General features: G+C 65.1%; 18 protein-coding genes and 1 tRNA gene. 15 read left to right on the top strand and 4 right to left on the bottom strand.

The features are described 5' to 3' along the window. The first annotated feature begins 109 nt into the window (after positions 1–109). From MSP7336_RS17755 to MSP7336_RS17720, 8 genes are all read left to right on the top strand, one after another. Positions 110–973 carry a ParA family protein gene (locus MSP7336_RS17755; protein WP_069397501.1) on the top strand — a complete coding sequence of 288 codons (864 nt, stop codon included), beginning with the start codon at positions 110–112 and terminating at the stop codon, positions 971–973. Continuing rightward, positions 970–1776, top strand: a complete 807-nt coding sequence (locus tag MSP7336_RS17750; protein WP_244917488.1) for a segregation/condensation protein A — start codon at positions 970–972, stop codon at positions 1774–1776. Before MSP7336_RS17755 ends, MSP7336_RS17750 begins: the two co-directional genes overlap by 4 nt. Further along, positions 1773–2522, top strand: coding sequence for an SMC-Scp complex subunit ScpB (gene scpB / locus MSP7336_RS17745; protein ID WP_113964244.1), 750 nt, complete (start codon positions 1773–1775; stop codon positions 2520–2522). The genes MSP7336_RS17750 and scpB overlap by 4 nt, the downstream gene beginning before the upstream one ends. Further along, positions 2523–3260: a pseudouridine synthase gene (locus tag MSP7336_RS17740; RefSeq protein WP_113964243.1), complete on the top strand. Its 738-nt coding sequence runs from the start codon at positions 2523–2525 to the stop codon at positions 3258–3260. It begins immediately after the preceding gene. Next, a complete protein-coding gene (cmk, locus tag MSP7336_RS17735) occupies positions 3257–3940 on the top strand; it encodes a (d)CMP kinase (RefSeq protein ID WP_113964242.1) in 684 nt (227 codons plus the stop codon). Before MSP7336_RS17740 ends, cmk begins: the two co-directional genes overlap by 4 nt. Further along, positions 3937–5346: a ribosome biogenesis GTPase Der gene (gene der / locus MSP7336_RS17730; RefSeq protein WP_113964241.1), complete on the top strand. Its 1410-nt coding sequence runs from the start codon at positions 3937–3939 to the stop codon at positions 5344–5346. The genes cmk and der overlap by 4 nt, the downstream gene beginning before the upstream one ends. 22 nt (positions 5347–5368) lie before the next feature. Continuing rightward, positions 5369–6151 carry a sulfite exporter TauE/SafE family protein gene (locus tag MSP7336_RS17725; RefSeq protein ID WP_069397497.1) on the top strand — a complete coding sequence of 261 codons (783 nt, stop codon included), beginning with the start codon at positions 5369–5371 and terminating at the stop codon, positions 6149–6151. Between the two features lie 53 nt (positions 6152–6204). Further along, positions 6205–6278 (top strand) — tRNA-Pro (locus tag MSP7336_RS17720). 76 nt (positions 6279–6354) lie between these two features. On the opposite strand, the gene MSP7336_RS17715 is transcribed toward MSP7336_RS17720, so the two are convergent. After that, a complete protein-coding gene (locus MSP7336_RS17715) occupies positions 6355–7251 on the bottom strand; it encodes a L,D-transpeptidase (protein WP_113964240.1) in 897 nt (298 codons plus the stop codon). A gap of 266 nt (positions 7252–7517) precedes the next feature. Between MSP7336_RS17715 and MSP7336_RS17710 the strand changes: the two genes are divergently transcribed. Then, entirely contained in the window at positions 7518–8024 is a 507-nt protein-coding gene (locus MSP7336_RS17710; protein ID WP_069397495.1) for a pyridoxamine 5'-phosphate oxidase family protein, read from the top strand. 45 nt (positions 8025–8069) lie between these two features. Here the strand turns inward: MSP7336_RS17710 and MSP7336_RS17705 are convergent, their stop codons facing one another. Continuing rightward, positions 8070–9218, bottom strand: coding sequence for an endonuclease/exonuclease/phosphatase family protein (locus tag MSP7336_RS17705; protein ID WP_113964239.1), 1149 nt, complete (start codon positions 9216–9218; stop codon positions 8070–8072). A gap of 201 nt (positions 9219–9419) precedes the next feature. Beyond that, positions 9420–9938: a MarR family winged helix-turn-helix transcriptional regulator gene (locus MSP7336_RS17700; RefSeq protein ID WP_084226581.1), complete on the bottom strand. Its 519-nt coding sequence runs from the start codon at positions 9936–9938 to the stop codon at positions 9420–9422. A 364-nt stretch (positions 9939–10302) separates the two neighbouring features. Here MSP7336_RS17700 and MSP7336_RS17695 point away from each other — a divergent pair, with 364 nt between their 5' ends. From MSP7336_RS17695 to MSP7336_RS17675, 5 genes are read left to right on the top strand one after another with little or no spacing between them, the layout of a single operon-like run. Continuing rightward, complete coding sequence (locus MSP7336_RS17695; protein ID WP_113964238.1) at positions 10303–11811, top strand: aromatic/alkene/methane monooxygenase hydroxylase/oxygenase subunit alpha; 1509 nt, start codon at positions 10303–10305, stop codon at positions 11809–11811. A 5-nt stretch (positions 11812–11816) separates the two neighbouring features. Then, the gene (locus tag MSP7336_RS17690; RefSeq protein ID WP_113965024.1) at positions 11817–12062 is read left to right on the top strand and encodes a toluene-4-monooxygenase system B family protein; all 246 of its coding nucleotides are present in this window, start codon (positions 11817–11819) and stop codon (positions 12060–12062) included. After that, positions 12055–12390 (top strand): Rieske 2Fe-2S domain-containing protein, encoded by a 336-nt coding sequence (locus MSP7336_RS17685; protein WP_113964237.1) that lies wholly within the window; start codon positions 12055–12057, stop codon positions 12388–12390. Before MSP7336_RS17690 ends, MSP7336_RS17685 begins: the two co-directional genes overlap by 8 nt. Then, a complete protein-coding gene (locus MSP7336_RS17680; RefSeq protein ID WP_069397490.1) occupies positions 12387–12698 on the top strand; it encodes an MmoB/DmpM family protein in 312 nt (103 codons plus the stop codon). Before MSP7336_RS17685 ends, MSP7336_RS17680 begins: the two co-directional genes overlap by 4 nt. Before the next feature lie 3 nt (positions 12699–12701). Further along, on the top strand, positions 12702–13691 hold the full coding sequence (locus tag MSP7336_RS17675; protein WP_113964236.1) for an aromatic/alkene monooxygenase hydroxylase subunit beta: 990 nt from the start codon (positions 12702–12704) through the stop codon (positions 13689–13691). Positions 13692–13897: 206 nt separating this feature from the next. Here MSP7336_RS17675 and MSP7336_RS17670 read toward each other — a convergent pair whose 3' ends face one another. Then, a complete protein-coding gene (locus MSP7336_RS17670) occupies positions 13898–14530 on the bottom strand; it encodes an MPT63 family protein (protein ID WP_113964235.1) in 633 nt (210 codons plus the stop codon). A 157-nt stretch (positions 14531–14687) separates the two neighbouring features. Between MSP7336_RS17670 and MSP7336_RS17665 the strand changes: the two genes are divergently transcribed. Further along, on the top strand, positions 14688–15686 hold the full coding sequence (locus MSP7336_RS17665; protein WP_113964234.1) for a Gfo/Idh/MocA family protein: 999 nt from the start codon (positions 14688–14690) through the stop codon (positions 15684–15686). The last annotated feature ends 42 nt before the right edge of the window (positions 15687–15728 follow it).

Below are 15728 nucleotides of genomic sequence, written 5' to 3'. Positions count from 1 at the left end.
GCCAGTGGGCTAGCGTATTGGCTGGCTACGTTGCTGCGGGTCTCCCGACGCGGACGCGCAAAACGGCTACACTCACCTCCGATGTTCGCCATTACCGGAACCCCCGGGCATGACTGACGACGCCGATAGCGGCGCCGGTGTCGGCCTGACCGGACGGCCGCCGCGAAAGATTCCCGAACCCAAGCCACGCACCGCACACGGACCCGCCAAAGTCGTCGCGATGTGCAATCAGAAGGGCGGCGTCGGGAAAACCACCTCGACCATCAACCTGGGCGCGGCACTGGCCGAATACGGCCGCCGGGTCCTGCTGGTGGACCTCGACCCGCAGGGCGCGCTGTCGGCGGGTCTGGGCGTGCCGCACTACGAACTCGACCACACCATCCACAACTTGCTCGTCGAGCCGCGGGTCGGGATCGACGACGTGCTGATCCACACCCGGGTCAAGCAGATGGATCTGGTGCCCAGCAACATCGATCTTTCGGCCGCCGAAATTCAGCTGGTCAACGAGGTCGGTCGCGAGCAATCGCTGGCCCGTGCGCTGCATCCGGTGCTGGATCGCTACGACTACGTGCTCGTCGACTGCCAGCCGTCGCTGGGCCTGCTCACCGTCAACGGTCTGGCCTGCTCCGACGGGGTGGTCATCCCGACCGAGTGCGAATACTTTTCACTGCGCGGTCTGGCGCTGCTCACCGACACCGTCGAGAAAGTCCGCGACCGGCTCAACCCGAAACTGGAGATCAGCGGCATCTTGATCACCCGTTACGACCCGCGCACGGTGAACTCCCGCGAAGTCATGGCCCGGGTGCTGGAGCGGTTCGGTGACCTGGTGTTCGACACGGTCATCACCCGCACCGTCCGTTTCCCGGAGACCAGCGTGGCCGGTGAACCGATCACCTCTTGGGCGCCGAGGTCGGGCGGCGCGCAGGCCTACCGCTCACTGGCCCGCGAGGTCATCGATCGATTCGGCGCGTGACCAGTACCGATACCTCAACCCACAACGGCTTCCAGGTCCGGCTGACCAACTTCGAGGGGCCGTTCGACCTGCTGCTGCAGCTGATCTTCGCCCACCGCCTCGACGTCACTGAGGTGGCGCTGCACCAGGTCACCGACGAGTTCATCGCCTACACCCGCGCGATCGGTCCGAAGCTGGAACTGGAGGAGACAACCGCCTTCCTGGTGATAGCCGCGACCTTGCTCGACCTGAAAGCGGCACGACTGCTGCCATCCGGGGAGGTCGACGACGAGGAGGACCTCGCGCTGCTGGAGGTGCGCGATCTGCTGTTCGCCCGGCTGCTGCAATACCGGGCGTTCAAGCATGTCGCGCAGATGTTCGCCGAGCTGGAGGCGGCCGCGCTGCGCAGCTACCCGCGGGCGGTATCACTCGAAGAGCGATACGAGGGGTTGCTGCCCGAAGTGATGCTCGGCGTCGACGCGCAACGATTCGCCGAGATCGCCGCGATCGCGTTCACGCCGCGCCCGGTGCCGACGGTGGCCACCGAGCACCTGCACGAGTTGATGGTGTCGGTGCCTGAGCAGGCCCAACATTTGCTGGGGCTACTGGAGTCCCGCGGCATAGGGCAGTGGGCGTCGTTCTCGGAGTTGGTGGCCGACTGCGAGACGACGATCGAGATCGTCGGGCGCTTCCTGGCGCTGCTCGAACTGTATCGGACCCGGGCGGTAGCATTCGATCAGTCAGAACCGCTTGGTGTGCTCGAGGTTTCGTGGACCGGAGAACGGCCGACCAACGACGACTTGGAAGTTCGAGATTACTCATGACCCACGCCGGCGACGCGAGAGAAAACAACGAAGCGCCCTACCCGGTCAACGACGACGACGTCGATCTGGAATTCCCCGCCGGCGACGATCTGGGTATCGACGTTGCGACGGCACCGGAACTGCCCGACGACGAGCTGGCCCGCGTGCTCGAGGCCTTGCTGCTGGTGGTCGACACCCCGGTGTCGGTCGAAGCGCTGGCCGCCGCCACCGAACAACCGGTGTATCGAATCGCCACCAAGCTGCGGCAGATGGCCGAGGAGCTCGCCGAACGCGACAGCGGAATCGACCTGCGGGAGGCCGGCGGGGGATGGCGGATGTACACCCGCGCCCGGTTCGCGCCCTACGTGGAGCGCCTGCTGCTGGACGGATCGCGCTCCAAGCTGACCCGCGCCGCGTTGGAGACGCTGGCCGTGGTGGCCTACCGCCAACCGGTGACGCGAGCCCGGGTGAGCGCGGTGCGCGGGGTCAACGTCGACGCCGTCATTCGCACCTTGCTGGCCCGCGGCCTGATCACCGAGGCCGGCACCGATCCCGACACCGGCGCGGTGACATTCGCGACCACCGAGCTGTTCTTGGAACGGCTGGGTCTGTCGTCGCTGGCCGAGCTGCCCGACATCGCGCCGCTGCTACCCGACGTCGACACGATCGACGATCTGAGCGAATCGCTGGAAACCGACCCGCGTTTCGTCAAGCTTTCCGGCAACGCCGAATCCGATGAGCCGTTGTCGTTCGACGTGGACGAGTAAATGGCCGAGGGTGTACGCCTGCAAAAAGTGTTGTCGCAGGCTGGAATTGCGTCACGGCGCGTCGCCGAGAGAATGATCACCGACGGCCGCGTGGAGGTCGACGGTCGGGTCGTCACTGAACTGGGCACCCGGGTGGACCCGGACACCTCGGTGGTTCGCGTCGACGGCGCCCGGGTGATTCTCGACGAGTCGCTGGTTTATCTGGCGTTGAACAAGCCCCGCGGTATGCATTCGACGATGTCCGACGATCGCGGCAGGCCCTGCATCGGCGACCTGGTTGAGCACCGGGTGCGGGGCAACCACAAGCTTTTTCACGTGGGCCGGCTCGACGCTGACACCGAGGGTCTGATTTTGTTGACCAATGATGGTGAGTTGGCGCACCGGCTGATGCACCCCTCGTACCAAGTGCCCAAGACTTACGTGGCCACGGTCGCGGGATCGGTGCCGCGCGGTCTGGGCAAGAAGCTGCGCGCCGGAATCGAATTGGACGACGGACCGGCATCCGTGGACGACTTCGCGGTCGTCGACAAGCTGCCGGGCAAGACCCTGGTGCGCGTCACCCTGCACGAAGGGCGTAAACGCATTGTGCGGCGGCTGTTGGCCGCCGCCGGTTTCCCGGTGCAGGAGCTGGTACGCACCGGCATGGGGTCGGTATCGCTGGGGCAGCAGCGCCCGGGCAGCATCAGGGCGTTGGGCCGCAACGAAATCGGGGACTTATACAAGGCGGTCGGACTGTGACCGGCGTCGTTGTTGCTGTCGACGGACCGGCGGGAACCGGAAAGTCCTCGGTGTCACGGGGTTTGGCGCGCGGGTTGGGAGCGCGGTATCTGGACACCGGCGCCATGTACCGCATCGTGACGCTGGCGATACTGCGCGCCGGCATCGACCCGGAAGACCAAGCGGCAGTGGGCGAAGCGGCGCAAACGGTTCAGCTCTCCGTCGGCTATGACCCCGATGAGGACCGCTGTTATCTTGACGGAGAAGATGTTTCGTCGGAGATCCGCGGCGAGGCGGTCACCCGCGCGGTGTCCGCGGTGTCGTCGGTTCCGGCAGTGCGCGCCCGAATGGTAGATCTGCAGCGTTCGCTGGCCGCCGGGCAGGACAGCATCGTGGTCGAAGGCCGCGACATCGGGACCGTGGTGCTGCCCGATGCCGACGTGAAGATCTTCTTGACCGCATCGGCCGAGACCCGGGCGCAACGCCGCAACGACCAGAACGTCGCCGCGGGCCTACCCGATGACTATGCCGGCGTGTTGGCCGACGTGCGCCGCCGCGATCACCTGGATTCGACGCGGGCTGTCTCGCCGTTGCGGGCGGCCGATGACGCGGTGATCGTCGATACCAGCGCGATGACCGAGCCTGAAGTCATCGACCACCTGCTGAAGCTGGTGCGGCAGCGAAGTGAGGCGGTCCGGTGAGCCGCACCGGCGACGGGACCTGGAGCGACGAAAGCGATTGGGAACTCGCCGAATTCGCTTCAGGCGACGAGGAGCAGGTAACCGGGCCGCCGCCGGTGGTGGCGGTGGTGGGCCGACCCAACGTCGGCAAATCGACACTGGTCAACCGGATCCTGGGCCGCCGCGAGGCGGTGGTCCAAGACGTTCCCGGCGTGACGCGCGACCGGGTGTCCTACGACGCGATGTGGACCGGGCGCCGCTTCGTCGTACAAGACACCGGGGGATGGGAGCCCGACGCCAAGGGCCTACAGCAGCTGGTGGCTGAGCAGGCTTCGGTGGCGATGCGCACCGCCGACGCGGTGATCCTGGTGGTGGATGCGGTGGTCGGCGCGACAGCAGGCGACGAGGCCGCCGCGCGTATCTTGCGCCGCTCCGGCAAGCCGGTGTTCTTGGCGGCCAACAAGGTCGACACCGAAAAGGGTGAGGCCGACGCTGCGGCGCTGTGGTCGTTGGGGCTGGGTCAGCCATTCGCCATCAGCGCCATGCACGGCCGCGGTGTCGGTGATCTCCTCGACGCGGTGGTCGGCGTGCTGCCGGAGGTGGCCGGGCTGGCGTCGACCTCGGGTGGTCCACGGCGGGTGGCGCTGGTCGGCAAGCCCAATGTCGGCAAGAGCTCGCTGCTCAACCGGCTGGCCGGCGACCAGCGGTCGGTGGTTCACGAGGTCGCCGGGACAACGGTCGACCCGGTGGATTCGCTGATCGAAATGGACGGCAAACTCTGGCGTTTCGTCGACACCGCCGGGCTGCGCCGCAAGGTCGGCCAGGCCAGCGGGCACGAGTACTACGCGTCGGTGCGCACCCACGGGGCGATCGATGCCGCCGAGGTGGTCATCGTGTTGATCGACGCCTCGGTGCCGCTGACCGAACAGGATCAGCGGGTGCTGTCGATGGTCATCGAAGCGGGCCGGGCGCTGGTCTTGGCGTTCAACAAGTGGGATCTCGTCGACGAGGACCGCCGCTACCTGCTGGAGCGCGAGATCGACCGCGAGTTGGTGCAGGTGCGCTGGGCGCAGCGGGTGAACATCTCGGCCAAGACCGGCCGCGCGGTGCAAAAGCTGGTGCCCGCGTTGGAAAATGCGCTCGCTTCGTGGGACACCCGGATCTCCACCGGCCGGCTGAACACCTGGATCAAGGAGGTGGTGGCGGCCACGCCGCCGCCCGTGCGTGGTGGCCGTCAGCCGCGGATCCTGTTCGCCACCCAGGCCACCGCGCGGCCCCCGACGTTCGTGTTGTTCACCACCGGGTTCCTGGAGGCCGGTTATCGGCGGTTCTTGGAGCGGCGACTGCGGGAGACCTTCGGCTTCGAGGGCAGCCCGATCCGGATCAATGTGCGGGTGCGGGAGAAGCGGCGCGCGAAATCCCGCTGAGCGGTCCCGCTAGGGTTCTGCAGTGCCCTTATCGCACGCAGTTTTGATCATCATCGCCGGGCTCGGTGCCGGGGCGATCAACGCGCTCGTCGGGTCGGGCACCCTGATCACCTTCCCGACGCTGGTGACGCTGGGCTACCCGCCGGTGACGTCCACGATGTCCAACGCCGTCGGATTGGTGGCGGGCAGCGTGTCGGGCACCTGGGGATACCGCCGCGAGCTCGGTGGCCAGTGGGGCCGGCTGCGCTGGCAGGTTCCGGCCTCGCTGCTCGGCGCCGGGTTGGGCGCATTTCTGCTGCTGCACCTGCCGGAGAAGGTGTTCGCCGAGGTGGTGCCGGTGCTGCTGCTCGCGGCGCTGATCCTCGTGGTGGTAGGCCCGCGGATCCAGGAGTGGGCGCGTCGGCGCGCCGAAGCCGACGGTCGCTCTGCTTCGCACGTGTCGCCGCGGCGGATGGCGGTGCTGGTGATCGGGACGTTCGCGGTCGGGGTTTACGGCGGGTATTTCACCGCGGCGCAGGGCATCCTGCTGATCGGCATGATGGGGGCGCTGCTGCCCGAGTCGGTGCAACGGATGAACGCGGCGAAAAACCTGCTGGCGCTGCTGGTCAATGTGGTGGCGGCGCTGGCCTACACGATCGTCGCGTTCGACCGGATCAGCTGGCCGGCCGCCGGGCTGATCGCGGGAGGTTCGCTGATCGGAGGCTGGCTGGGCGCCCACTACGGCCGACGGCTGTCGCCGAATGCGCTGCGGGGGGTGATCGTCGTGGTCGGACTCATCGGGTTGTACCGGCTGCTGACGGTGTAGGGGCGACGGCTGCGGTAGGCTTTCGACCTGCTGCCGGATCACCTCGGCGGCACCGGGCTGTGGCGCAGTTTGGTAGCGCACTTGACTGGGGGTCAAGTGGTCGCAGGTTCAAATCCTGTCAGCCCGACGCAGGTCAGAGGGGGTTTCGGGCTGCTTTCGTCGGCGTCGTTAAGCCACCAATACCGTTGGCTACCTGCGGCGAGCTAGTTCTGCCAGTCGTTAGAGCCGTCGTTCCTGGTGTAGGTACCGGTGGAGTTCGTCACGATAATGGGATCACCGGGACTGACGGTGTCGAAGAACCACTTTGCGTTGGTGGGGCTGATGTTGATGCAGCCGTGGCTGACGTCGCGCTTACCTTGGTCGTCAACAGACCATGGAGCGCTGTGCACGAAATCGCCGCTGTTGTCGAATTTCACGGCGTGATCGACCGTCAGTCTGTATCCGTTCGCAGAGCTGACCGGGACGCCGTAGGTCGAGGAATCCATCACCACCGAGGGCAGTTTCTCTAGAACGTAGAAGGTGCCGTTCGGGGTTTGGTGCCCGCCGGATGCCATACCCATCGACATCGGGATGGTCTTCTCCACGCTCCCGTTGCGGGTGACGGTCAGTTGGTGCGTGGCGTCGTCGGCCGTGGCGACCAGGGTGTCGCCGGTGTGGAAGCTCGACACTGTGCCGCCCGCATCGACGGTCACCTCGGTGTGGGCGGGCCAGAAGTTCAGCGGGCGCCAGCGCAGCTGCGTGGGGCTCTGCCAATAGAACTTGCCGTCGACCGGCGGGACCGAGGTGATGTGGACGGCGCTCTCGGTCGCTCCGGCGTCATCGACCAGCCCGGGGAAGTTGATGAGGATCGGTTGGGCCACACCCACCGTTGCTCCGTTGGCGGGGACGATCGTCGGCGGCCCGAATGGCGCGGCTCCAATCGGTGGTGGTGCAGGCGGGCCTGCGGGCGGGGCGACAACCCCTGGGTCGCTGGGAGCCGGATCCGGATCAGGCTCCGCCAGCACGGGACCCGCACCCAGAACCAGCAGCAAGCCTAATATCGCAGCCACTCCAGCCGCCTTCAGAGCGGCGATGGGGCTTCCCTCCGTCCAGCCCGACATATACAACCCTCCCGTCGCTTGTGGGACAGTGTCGCATAGCGTCCAGGCCAGCCATCTTGTCACGACGTTGGCACAGACCGTTTCAGATTGAGGGAATAGTTGGGGAGATCGGCCTGGCCGAGTTTGCGCTTGGTGAAGAACTGTTGAACAATGTTGTGCCACAGTATAATTCGGCGTATACGGACCGGGAATCAAGTGTTCGCGGGTTCACGTCCTGCCGGCCAGACCGAGGTCAGACGATAAGACCAGGTAGGACTACGAGTGTGATGAACACACAAGAGTTGGCTCAAGAGCTTGGCCACCCCGGCGCCCAGAAGCTGCTCTCGGGCTCCATTGCTCGGCTCGCGTACAACGGACACGATGGCTTCCCGCGGGTCATCCCGGTCGGGTTCTACTGGACCGGTGAGCGCATCGTGGTCTCCACCGCGTCCACCTCGCCGAAAGCACGTGCGCTTTCGTCGCGCCCGGAAGTCGCATTGACCATCGACACCGGGTCCACCCCAGAAGAGGCGAAGGCCCTCTTGGTGCGTGGCCTCGCCACGCTGGAAACCGTCGACGGTGTCACCGACGAGTACCTCGCGGCAGCGAGGCGATCGATGGACGGACCCCAACTCGCCGAGTTCGAACGCACTGTGCGGTCGACATACAAGCAGATGGTGCGAATCTCGATCGAGCCGCAATGGGCGAGGTTTTATGACTTCGGCGCCGGCCGGTTACCCGTGTTCCTCGCGAACCTCATCAATGATGGTCAGTCAGATTCGGGTGGGCAATAGCCAGCGTTCGGCCCCACGGGGACGCATCGAACGGCGGCTTAGCTTTCATTGCGCCAGCTTGGTCAGATAGTCATCCGCGAAGTCGGTGGTGATCTTCACCCACAGTGGGCTGTGATCTGAGATCTGCCAGGTCCGCCACTTGCGATAGAAATCGCGGTCGTCAGCCTGTGCATCCCCGCGCTCCGGATTCTTGTTCTTGATTGGTCGCCAGTCGTCCTCGTAGGCGTCCATGTCCTCGTCGCGGAAGACATGTTCGAACGGGCGCACGAGGCCGCCGGCGGTGACGGCGAACCGCTTGTCCTTGACCCGCACCGCAATCTGGTCGTAGAAGTGCTCTCCCTGACGTCGCACCGCGTCGCCGCTAATGGCGTCCGGAACCACAAACCCCTTGCCCTTGAGCGCTTTCATCGTCTCGTGCTGTGGGCTGACGACGTTGAAGTCGCCGAGCAGGATGTAGTTTTCGGTTTGCGTCGGCGCGAAGCGGCCGCCTCGCGCCTCCGTCGCCTTTTTGTCGGCCCGAACCTCCTTGTCCTGACGCTTGGCGAAGAAGGCGACCAGGCGCTGGATTTCTTGGATGCGCCGTGCGAGTTCTTTACCGGTCTCCGAGCCGTAGAAAATGTGTACGGTGCAGAGGCTGAACTTGAACCAGCCGGATTGGAAGGCGACCAGGAAGGGTGTGCGTGCGAACTGTCCGTTGCCGATCGGTGCCTTCTCCGGCGGGAGCCCGGCTTCGGCAGGCGAGACGATCGTCTGGCCGTCGGGCAGCACGACCTCCCCGGCGATCTTGCGGAAGAAGACCTTGTTTTTGTCAAAGAGGAACGCCATCCGCTCGTTGTTGCCGCCGGTGCCTTCAGTCGCATCCGTGACGATGTAGTCCCAACTGCCGCCGAGGATGCCCATCAGCTCCCGCAGCGGCGCCAGATTGCGATTGATCTCTTGCACGGCAACCAGATCGAAGCTGCTGATGATTTCGGCCAGGTAGTAGAACGACTCTTGCTTGCGTGGGCCGAATCCGAACTTGTTGTCATCAAAATCTCGAATGTTCCACGTCGCCAACAAAAGTGAGTTATCGGATCGCTCGGTTCTGACTGGGGAGAGACCTTCGCGCAACGCGAGTAGTCGTTCCGCACAGCGATGCAACCCAGTTTCGTCGCTTCCGAACTTGCGCCGCATGCCGGTGTAGACATTGGACATGCTGACCCCGCTCCCTGTCCCTCGGCAACATGGGCCCACTGCCGCTTTACGCCCGCGACGTCACCCGCTGGTCCAAAATTTACGCTTGTGGTGGGCCGCAGAGGTCAGAATCGGCAAGTCGCACGAAGCGCCGACGAAAAGCCAGCTGAGTACCCGCATTTGGGTGCTCGCCAACTTGCAGCGTCCACCAGCCACTCCCGACTAGACGCTGACATGGTCGGCGCAGTCGACCCGCAGCTCCGAAACGGACATGGGTGTGTCGTACAACCGACAGTGGTAGCTCCGCGTGTCGGCTTGGGTGGTCTCCAGTTGCAGGCAGGTGCTGCACGCACGCACCACTGGAAGCAGCTGAACCTCATAAAGTTTCGCCATCACCATCAGCAGTGTGTCCAGGAGTTGCTCTGCTTCGGCACGGTCCAGCTTCGACGTCGCGATCTCCGCCGGGGCGGTCCACCGCGACAGTTCGGCCGCGGTTTTGCGGCCGGACCGGGTCAAGGCTAGGTCGTGACGGCGACGGTCCTGCGGATCTGGCGTGCGCTGCACCAAACCCTTGCGCATCAGAGCGGCGATCGCGTCGCTGACGGTCGGATCGGCGACATTGAGTTCGCGGGCCAGCGCGGTGCTGCGGGCGGCCGGCGGCGGGCCGACGTAAAGCCAGGTGAGTACCCGCATTTGGGTGCTCGAGAGATCGTGGCGTTCGCCGGCCCGCCGGGCCAGCACGTGCAAAGCGTCACCGATTCGGTCGAGGGCCGCGATGATCTTCGAGTCAAGGCTTCGATGGCGTGCCGCTTGGGGTTTCAGGGCACAACCTCGTTCAGCTCGCCGGTGGGGTCATCAACGATGAAGCCCAGTCCGAGGACCCGGTAAACAACCGTCACTGAGACCTCTTTTCTGTGTGTTTGCTGCCCCGGCGGCATCCGTCTCGGATGGTAGCGACGGTGCGCTCCGGGGATGACGGTGTAAATCAGCGTGATCCTAACCCTTAGGAGTCCTTGGAATATGTCGCATGATGGATTCCGCTCGCGTCATCAACGCAGCTCACGCGGCTCAGCGTAGCCCTATGACCTGAACCAAGGACGACACCATGCCGAAACTTTCCCGCAGTGACTGGTATGACCTGGCCCGCGACACCAACTGGACGTTTCGCTACGTGACCGAGGAGGAAGTGTTTCCTGAGGAGCTCTCGGGCACGCACCGCGTCCCGGCCGACGCGTGGCTCAAATGGGACGAGCCGTACAAGATCGGTTACCGCGAGTACGTACACAACCAGGTCACCAAGGACACCACCACCTACTCGCTGAAAAACACCATTGGGCGCTCGAAGCTGTTCGAGCAACTCGACCCGGGCTGGAAGTCGGTGATCGTCGCGCACTACGGCGCGATCACGATGCCGGAGTACCTGGCATCCATCGGGGAGGCCCGGATGGGGCGGTTCGGCCGTGCGGCGGCCTGGCGCAACACGGCCACCTTCGGCACCCTCGACGAGGTCCGCCACGGTCAGATCCAGGCGTTCTTCCCCTACGGCCTGCTCGACAAGGAACCGCGAGGCGATTGGGCACTCAAGGCTTTTCACACCAACAACTGGATCGTGCTCGCGGTGCGTTATCTGTTCGACGACATGTTCGTCGCCAACGACGCGTTGTCGATCGCGTTGCAGTTGACGTTCACCCTGGAGACCGGGTTCACCAACCTGCAGTTCCTCGGTATGGCCGCGGACGCCATCGACGTCGGAGACCTAGAGTTCGGTGCACTGATCAGCTCGATCCAAACCGACGAAGCCCGCCACGCCCAGCAAGGCGAGCCCACTATCAAAGTGCTCACCGACAACGGCGAGGCCGAATGGGGACAGTTCCTCATCGACCACATGTTCTGGCGGTCGTGGCGCATTTTCGCGCTGCTGACCGGGCTGTCGATGGACTACTACACCCCGCTGGAAAGCCGGCGGATGAGCTTCAAGGAATTCATCGAGGATTGGGTGGTCAAGCAGTTCAGCGACCAGTTCCGCGACTACGGACTCGATTTCCCTTGGTACTGGGATGAATTCATCAACGAGCTGACCTGGTATCACCACGCCATCCACCTCGGTGTCTGGTACTACCGGCCTACGGTGTGGTGGAACCCCGATGCGGGCGTCTCCGACGCGGAGCGGCTGTGGCTGGAAGAGAAATACCCCGGCTGGAACCGCGACTTCGGCAAGCACTGGGACGTCATCACCGACAACATCCGCAAGGGGGATATCGCGGCCACCTTGCCCGAGACCCTGCCGATCACCTGCAACCTGTGCCAGCTGCCGGTCGTGCGCGCCGCCGGCGTCATCGTCGGCGCCCACACCGACCCCACCCCGCCGACGCATGTCCACAACGGCCGCAGATACGTGTTCTGCTCCGAGCCGTGCAAGTGGATCTTCACCCAGCGGCCCGACCGCTTCGCCGGCCATCAGTCCCTGATCGACCGGGTGCTCTCCGGCGAGATCAGCCCTCCTGATCTGGGGACCGTCCTGCAGTACTTCGGTCTCTCGGCCGACGAGCAGGGCCAAGACGCCGACGACTATGCGTGGGCGCAACACGGCTCCACCAACGGATCGAAGGGCTGACGATCATGGCACTGCTCCCGTTGACCGCCCTCTTTGAAGGCGACGTACTCGAACTGCTCATCCCCGTCGACGACGCTGACAGTGTCGAAACGGTCACCGCAGCCATCGCCCATCATGTCGTCGGCCACCGTGTGGCCCACCGTGACGCGCCGATCCGGTTGCGCCACAACGGTAACGTGCTTGATCCGCACGCAACGATCGGGGCATCCGGTGTCGGGCCGCTGGATCACGTCGAGGCGTTCTATGACTAGTGCGATGACCTGGACCCCGGTGGCCACCCTCGACGACCTGTGGGAGGGCGAGATCGCCGAGTACTACGTCGATGATCGTCCGATCCTGCTCGTCCACCTGCGCAGCGGAGAAATCCGCGCCTACGACGGTCTGTGCCCGCACGCCGGTTTCCCGCTCGTCGACGGCGACGTCGAGGACGACGTCCTGACGTGCGGGGCGCACAGCTGGGAGTTCGACCTGACCACCGGCGCAGGGGTGAACCCCGCCAACTGCCGGCTGCACAGCCACCCGGTCCGCCTCGACGGCGACCAGATCACCGTAGCGCTGTCCGAAGGAGACCACCGATGACCGCAGCCACCGAACAGGACAAACTCGTCGGCCCCGTCGTACGCGGTTTCGACCCCGACATCGTCTCCGCGCTCACCGACGCCATTTACACCGACAACCCCGACGCCGACATCACCATCGATGACCACGCCGGGTATGTGCGCATTCACGCACCGCGCTTCTTGCGGGTCACCCGCGCGAGCCTGGAAGCCGCTGCGGGACAGGAATTCCCGCTCGCCACCCTGGAACCGGCGCTGGTGGCGTTCGCCGGACGGATCCGCTACGTCGGCGACGACGAACTGCACTGGTATTTGGACCGAGAGGACTAGCACATGACCACCGCAACGAGCCGGCGCCTTAAGACCTGGAGCATCGCCGCGGACACCCGGCGCAAACCCACCGAGTACGAGGTTGTCACCGGCCAATTCCACTACCACTTCAACCGTCGGCCCGCCCCGTTCGACCTCGACCCCGACAGTGCCATCAACCGCTGGTACCTCAAACACCGCGAAGGCTCACCGCTGCAGGCCGACAACTGGGAAGCCTTCCGCGACCCGGCCGCACTGAACTACCGCCGCTACATCGCGCTGCAACACGACCGCGAGGTGTACGCCGAGGGCGTGGTCGATCACTACGAGGCGCTCGATGACGACCACAAGCTCGACCCTGCCTGGATCGAGACCCTCACCCGCATCTATGTGCCTGCCCGCTACCTGTTCCACGTCCTGCAGATCACCAGCCTCTATGTCGGGCAGCTAGCCCCCAGCGCCTACATCACCAACGCGGCGTTCTTCCAGGCCGCCGACGAACTGCGGGCGCTGCAGTGGATCGCCTACCGCGCCAAGTCGCTGTCGCTCACTCACGGCACACAGTTGGCCAATAGCGAAGCGACACAGCGGATTTGGGAGACCGACGAGGTCTGGCAGCCTGCCCGCGAAACGTTGGAACGCTTGCTGCTGGCCTACGACTGGGGTGAGGCCTTTACCGCGCTGAACCTGGTGGTCAAACCGGCGCTCGACGCGTTGTTCAAGGAGGCTTTCGCTGAGCTGGCGTCCGACAACGGCGATGGCCTGACCGCCGCGCTGCTGCAGGAATCGCGCGTCGACACCACCCGCAACCAGGCCTGGAGCGCCGCACTAGCCCGCTACGCGCGCAGCGCCAACCCCGCCAACCGAGCGGTCATCGACGGCTGGGTCGAAAAGTGGCGGCCCCGGGCGAGCCGGGCTGTCGACGGCCTTGCGACCGCCTTGCCCGATCCCGACGCCGCACTCGACCAAGTCGCGCACTCGGTCGCGGCATTCACCGCGCAGTGGGCGGACTAACGAGCACGCCCAACCTTGAGTGCGTACACCTGCAACCTTGTCGCCGGCGAAGCGGGAGAGCCCGTCCCCATACGTGTGTTCGGACCGCCCTCGGGAGGCGTGGACGGTCCGAACAACATTAAAGACGTGCGTTGGGGCGATTTGGTTCAAGCGCCCCGCAAACCTCCCGCGCCACGAGGGCGTGGCGGGGGAGGTTCGCATAGGGGTTAGCTTGTGGCCGGCCCAGGAAGCGCGCCGGGCGCCGGGCTTGGGCTCGCAGGCATGCCCGGAACGGAGTTGGCCGGTGCGCCCGTGCCCGGGCTTGCCGGTCCACCCGAAACGGAGTTCGGCGGGACGCCAGGTCCGGCAACCTGCGGCACGTTCGACGTCCAGATCAGAATGTCTTGCAGTCCGTCGTTGTAGACGACGCCATTGGGCGGTGCGCCCGTGACGTCGAAGTACAGCTTGCCCGTCGATTCGTTGCCTTGCGGAATCGGCGCCGGGTTGAGGCCGTTGGGGACGGCTACGTCGTCGACCATTTCGTAGGTCTGGCCGTTGGGCCCCCGAGCGGTGAAGTTCTTCACCATCGGGGTAACCAGGCCGCTCTCCGACCGGGCAGTGATGTCTGCCTGGTAGAGCGTGCCCTCGGGGGTGTAGCCGGGAATCGCTATGTTGCTGGGCTGCAGGTTGCTCACTGTGTACGTGGTCACCAGTGACCCGTCGACCAGCTGTTGGCTGGTGCCGAATCCCTGAATGTTGGGTGGCGGTGCAGCTATTGCCGGTACTGCGGTGAAGATGCTCGCAGCGGCTATTGCCGCGGCACCAATCCCCGTCTTTACGCTGGTAGTCGCGAATTTCACGATGAGCTCCTTCTTCGCTTTGAGCGGCTGATGCGGTCCCCAGGGTTGGGGTTAAACCGCACCTGTGCGGCATAACCGTGCGGCGGCGACCTCAAACATCGCTGCATGGGCGCGGCACCGTCCGTGCAGGTCAGCGCCGAGTGTTAGCGTCTGCTCCGTGTCCGAACATGACGCTCCGCTGCGAATCGGGGTACTGGGTGCCGCGCGCATCGCGCCGCTTGCGCTGATCCGGCCGGCCGCCAACAACCCCGATGTCGTGGTCGCGGCCATCGCCGCTCGCGACTTGTCGCGCGCTCAGGCATTTGCGGAAAAGCACAACATCGCTCGGGCGCACGGAAGCTATCAGGCGCTGATCGCCGACCCAGACATCGACGCGGTCTACATCCCGTTGCCGAACGGGTTGCACGGCAAGTGGACTCGAGCCGCGCTGGCCGCCGGCAAGCATGTGCTGTGCGAAAAGCCGTTCACCGCCAACGCCGCCGAGGCCCGCAAAATCGCCCAATTAGCCGCTACGTCGGGGCGAGTCGTGATGGAAGCCTTCCATTACCGCTACCATCCACTCACGCTGCGCGCCGAGCAGATCATCGCTTCGGGGGAGCTCGGCGCACTGGAGCGGGTAGAAGCCGCCCTGTGTTTCCCGCTGCCCAAGTTCTCCGACATCCGTTACGACTACTCGCTTGCCGGCGGCGCGACCATGGACGCGGGATGTTATCCAGTCCACATGGTCCGCACCTTCGGCGGCTCGACCCCCGAAGTCGTTTCTGCACAAGCGAAATTGCGCGACCCGCGAGTCGACCGGGCCATGACTGCCGAATTGCGCTTCGCGGAAGGGCATACCGGCCGGATCCGCTGTTCGATGTGGTCGTCGCGCCTGCTGCAAATCAGCGCCAAAGTGATTGGCAGCCGCGGCGAAATGCGGCTGTTCAACCCGGTGACGCCGCAATACATCCATCGGCTCTGGATCCGATCACCGAACGGCAAACGGGTGGAACGCTTTTCGCGGCGCCCCTCCTACGCTTACCAGCTCGACGCGTTTGTTGCCGCAGTGCTACGCGGCGAGCCGGTGCCGACGACGCCCGAAGACGCAGTCGAGAACATGACCGTGATCGACGAGATCTACCGCGCTGCCGGCCTGCCGCTCCGTCAGCCGAGTTGAGCCGAGCAATTCCGGAGAGGCGCCCATACCACTTGCAAATAA

The organism is Mycobacterium shimoidei (genome assembly GCF_900417275.1).
In the GTDB taxonomy this organism is placed as follows: Bacteria; Actinomycetota; Actinomycetes; order Mycobacteriales; family Mycobacteriaceae; genus Mycobacterium; species Mycobacterium shimoidei.
Note: the sequence above shows the minus strand (reverse complement) of the source record. Positions and strands in the feature narration are given on the sequence as shown.

Excerpts from the sequence above, each read along its gene's own strand:
- MSP7336_RS17755 (WP_069397501.1), top strand. The coding sequence starts at position 110 with ATGACTGACGACGCCGATAGCGGCGCCGGTGTCGGCCTGACCGGACGG.
- MSP7336_RS17740 (WP_113964243.1), top strand. The coding sequence starts at position 2,523 with ATGGCCGAGGGTGTACGCCTGCAAAAAGTGTTGTCGCAGGCTGGAATT.
- MSP7336_RS17705 (WP_113964239.1), bottom strand. The coding sequence starts at position 9,218 with ATGTCCAATGTCTACACCGGCATGCGGCGCAAGTTCGGAAGCGACGAA.
- MSP7336_RS17715 (WP_113964240.1), bottom strand. The coding sequence starts at position 7,251 with ATGTCGGGCTGGACGGAGGGAAGCCCCATCGCCGCTCTGAAGGCGGCT.
- MSP7336_RS17685 (WP_113964237.1), top strand. The coding sequence starts at position 12,055 with ATGACTAGTGCGATGACCTGGACCCCGGTGGCCACCCTCGACGACCTG.
- MSP7336_RS17675 (WP_113964236.1), top strand. The coding sequence starts at position 12,702 with ATGACCACCGCAACGAGCCGGCGCCTTAAGACCTGGAGCATCGCCGCG.
- MSP7336_RS17680 (WP_069397490.1), top strand. The coding sequence starts at position 12,387 with ATGACCGCAGCCACCGAACAGGACAAACTCGTCGGCCCCGTCGTACGC.
- MSP7336_RS17695 (WP_113964238.1), top strand. The coding sequence starts at position 10,303 with ATGCCGAAACTTTCCCGCAGTGACTGGTATGACCTGGCCCGCGACACC.
- scpB (WP_113964244.1), top strand. The coding sequence starts at position 1,773 with ATGACCCACGCCGGCGACGCGAGAGAAAACAACGAAGCGCCCTACCCG.
- MSP7336_RS17690 (WP_113965024.1), top strand. The coding sequence starts at position 11,817 with ATGGCACTGCTCCCGTTGACCGCCCTCTTTGAAGGCGACGTACTCGAA.
- MSP7336_RS17710 (WP_069397495.1), top strand. The coding sequence starts at position 7,518 with ATGAACACACAAGAGTTGGCTCAAGAGCTTGGCCACCCCGGCGCCCAG.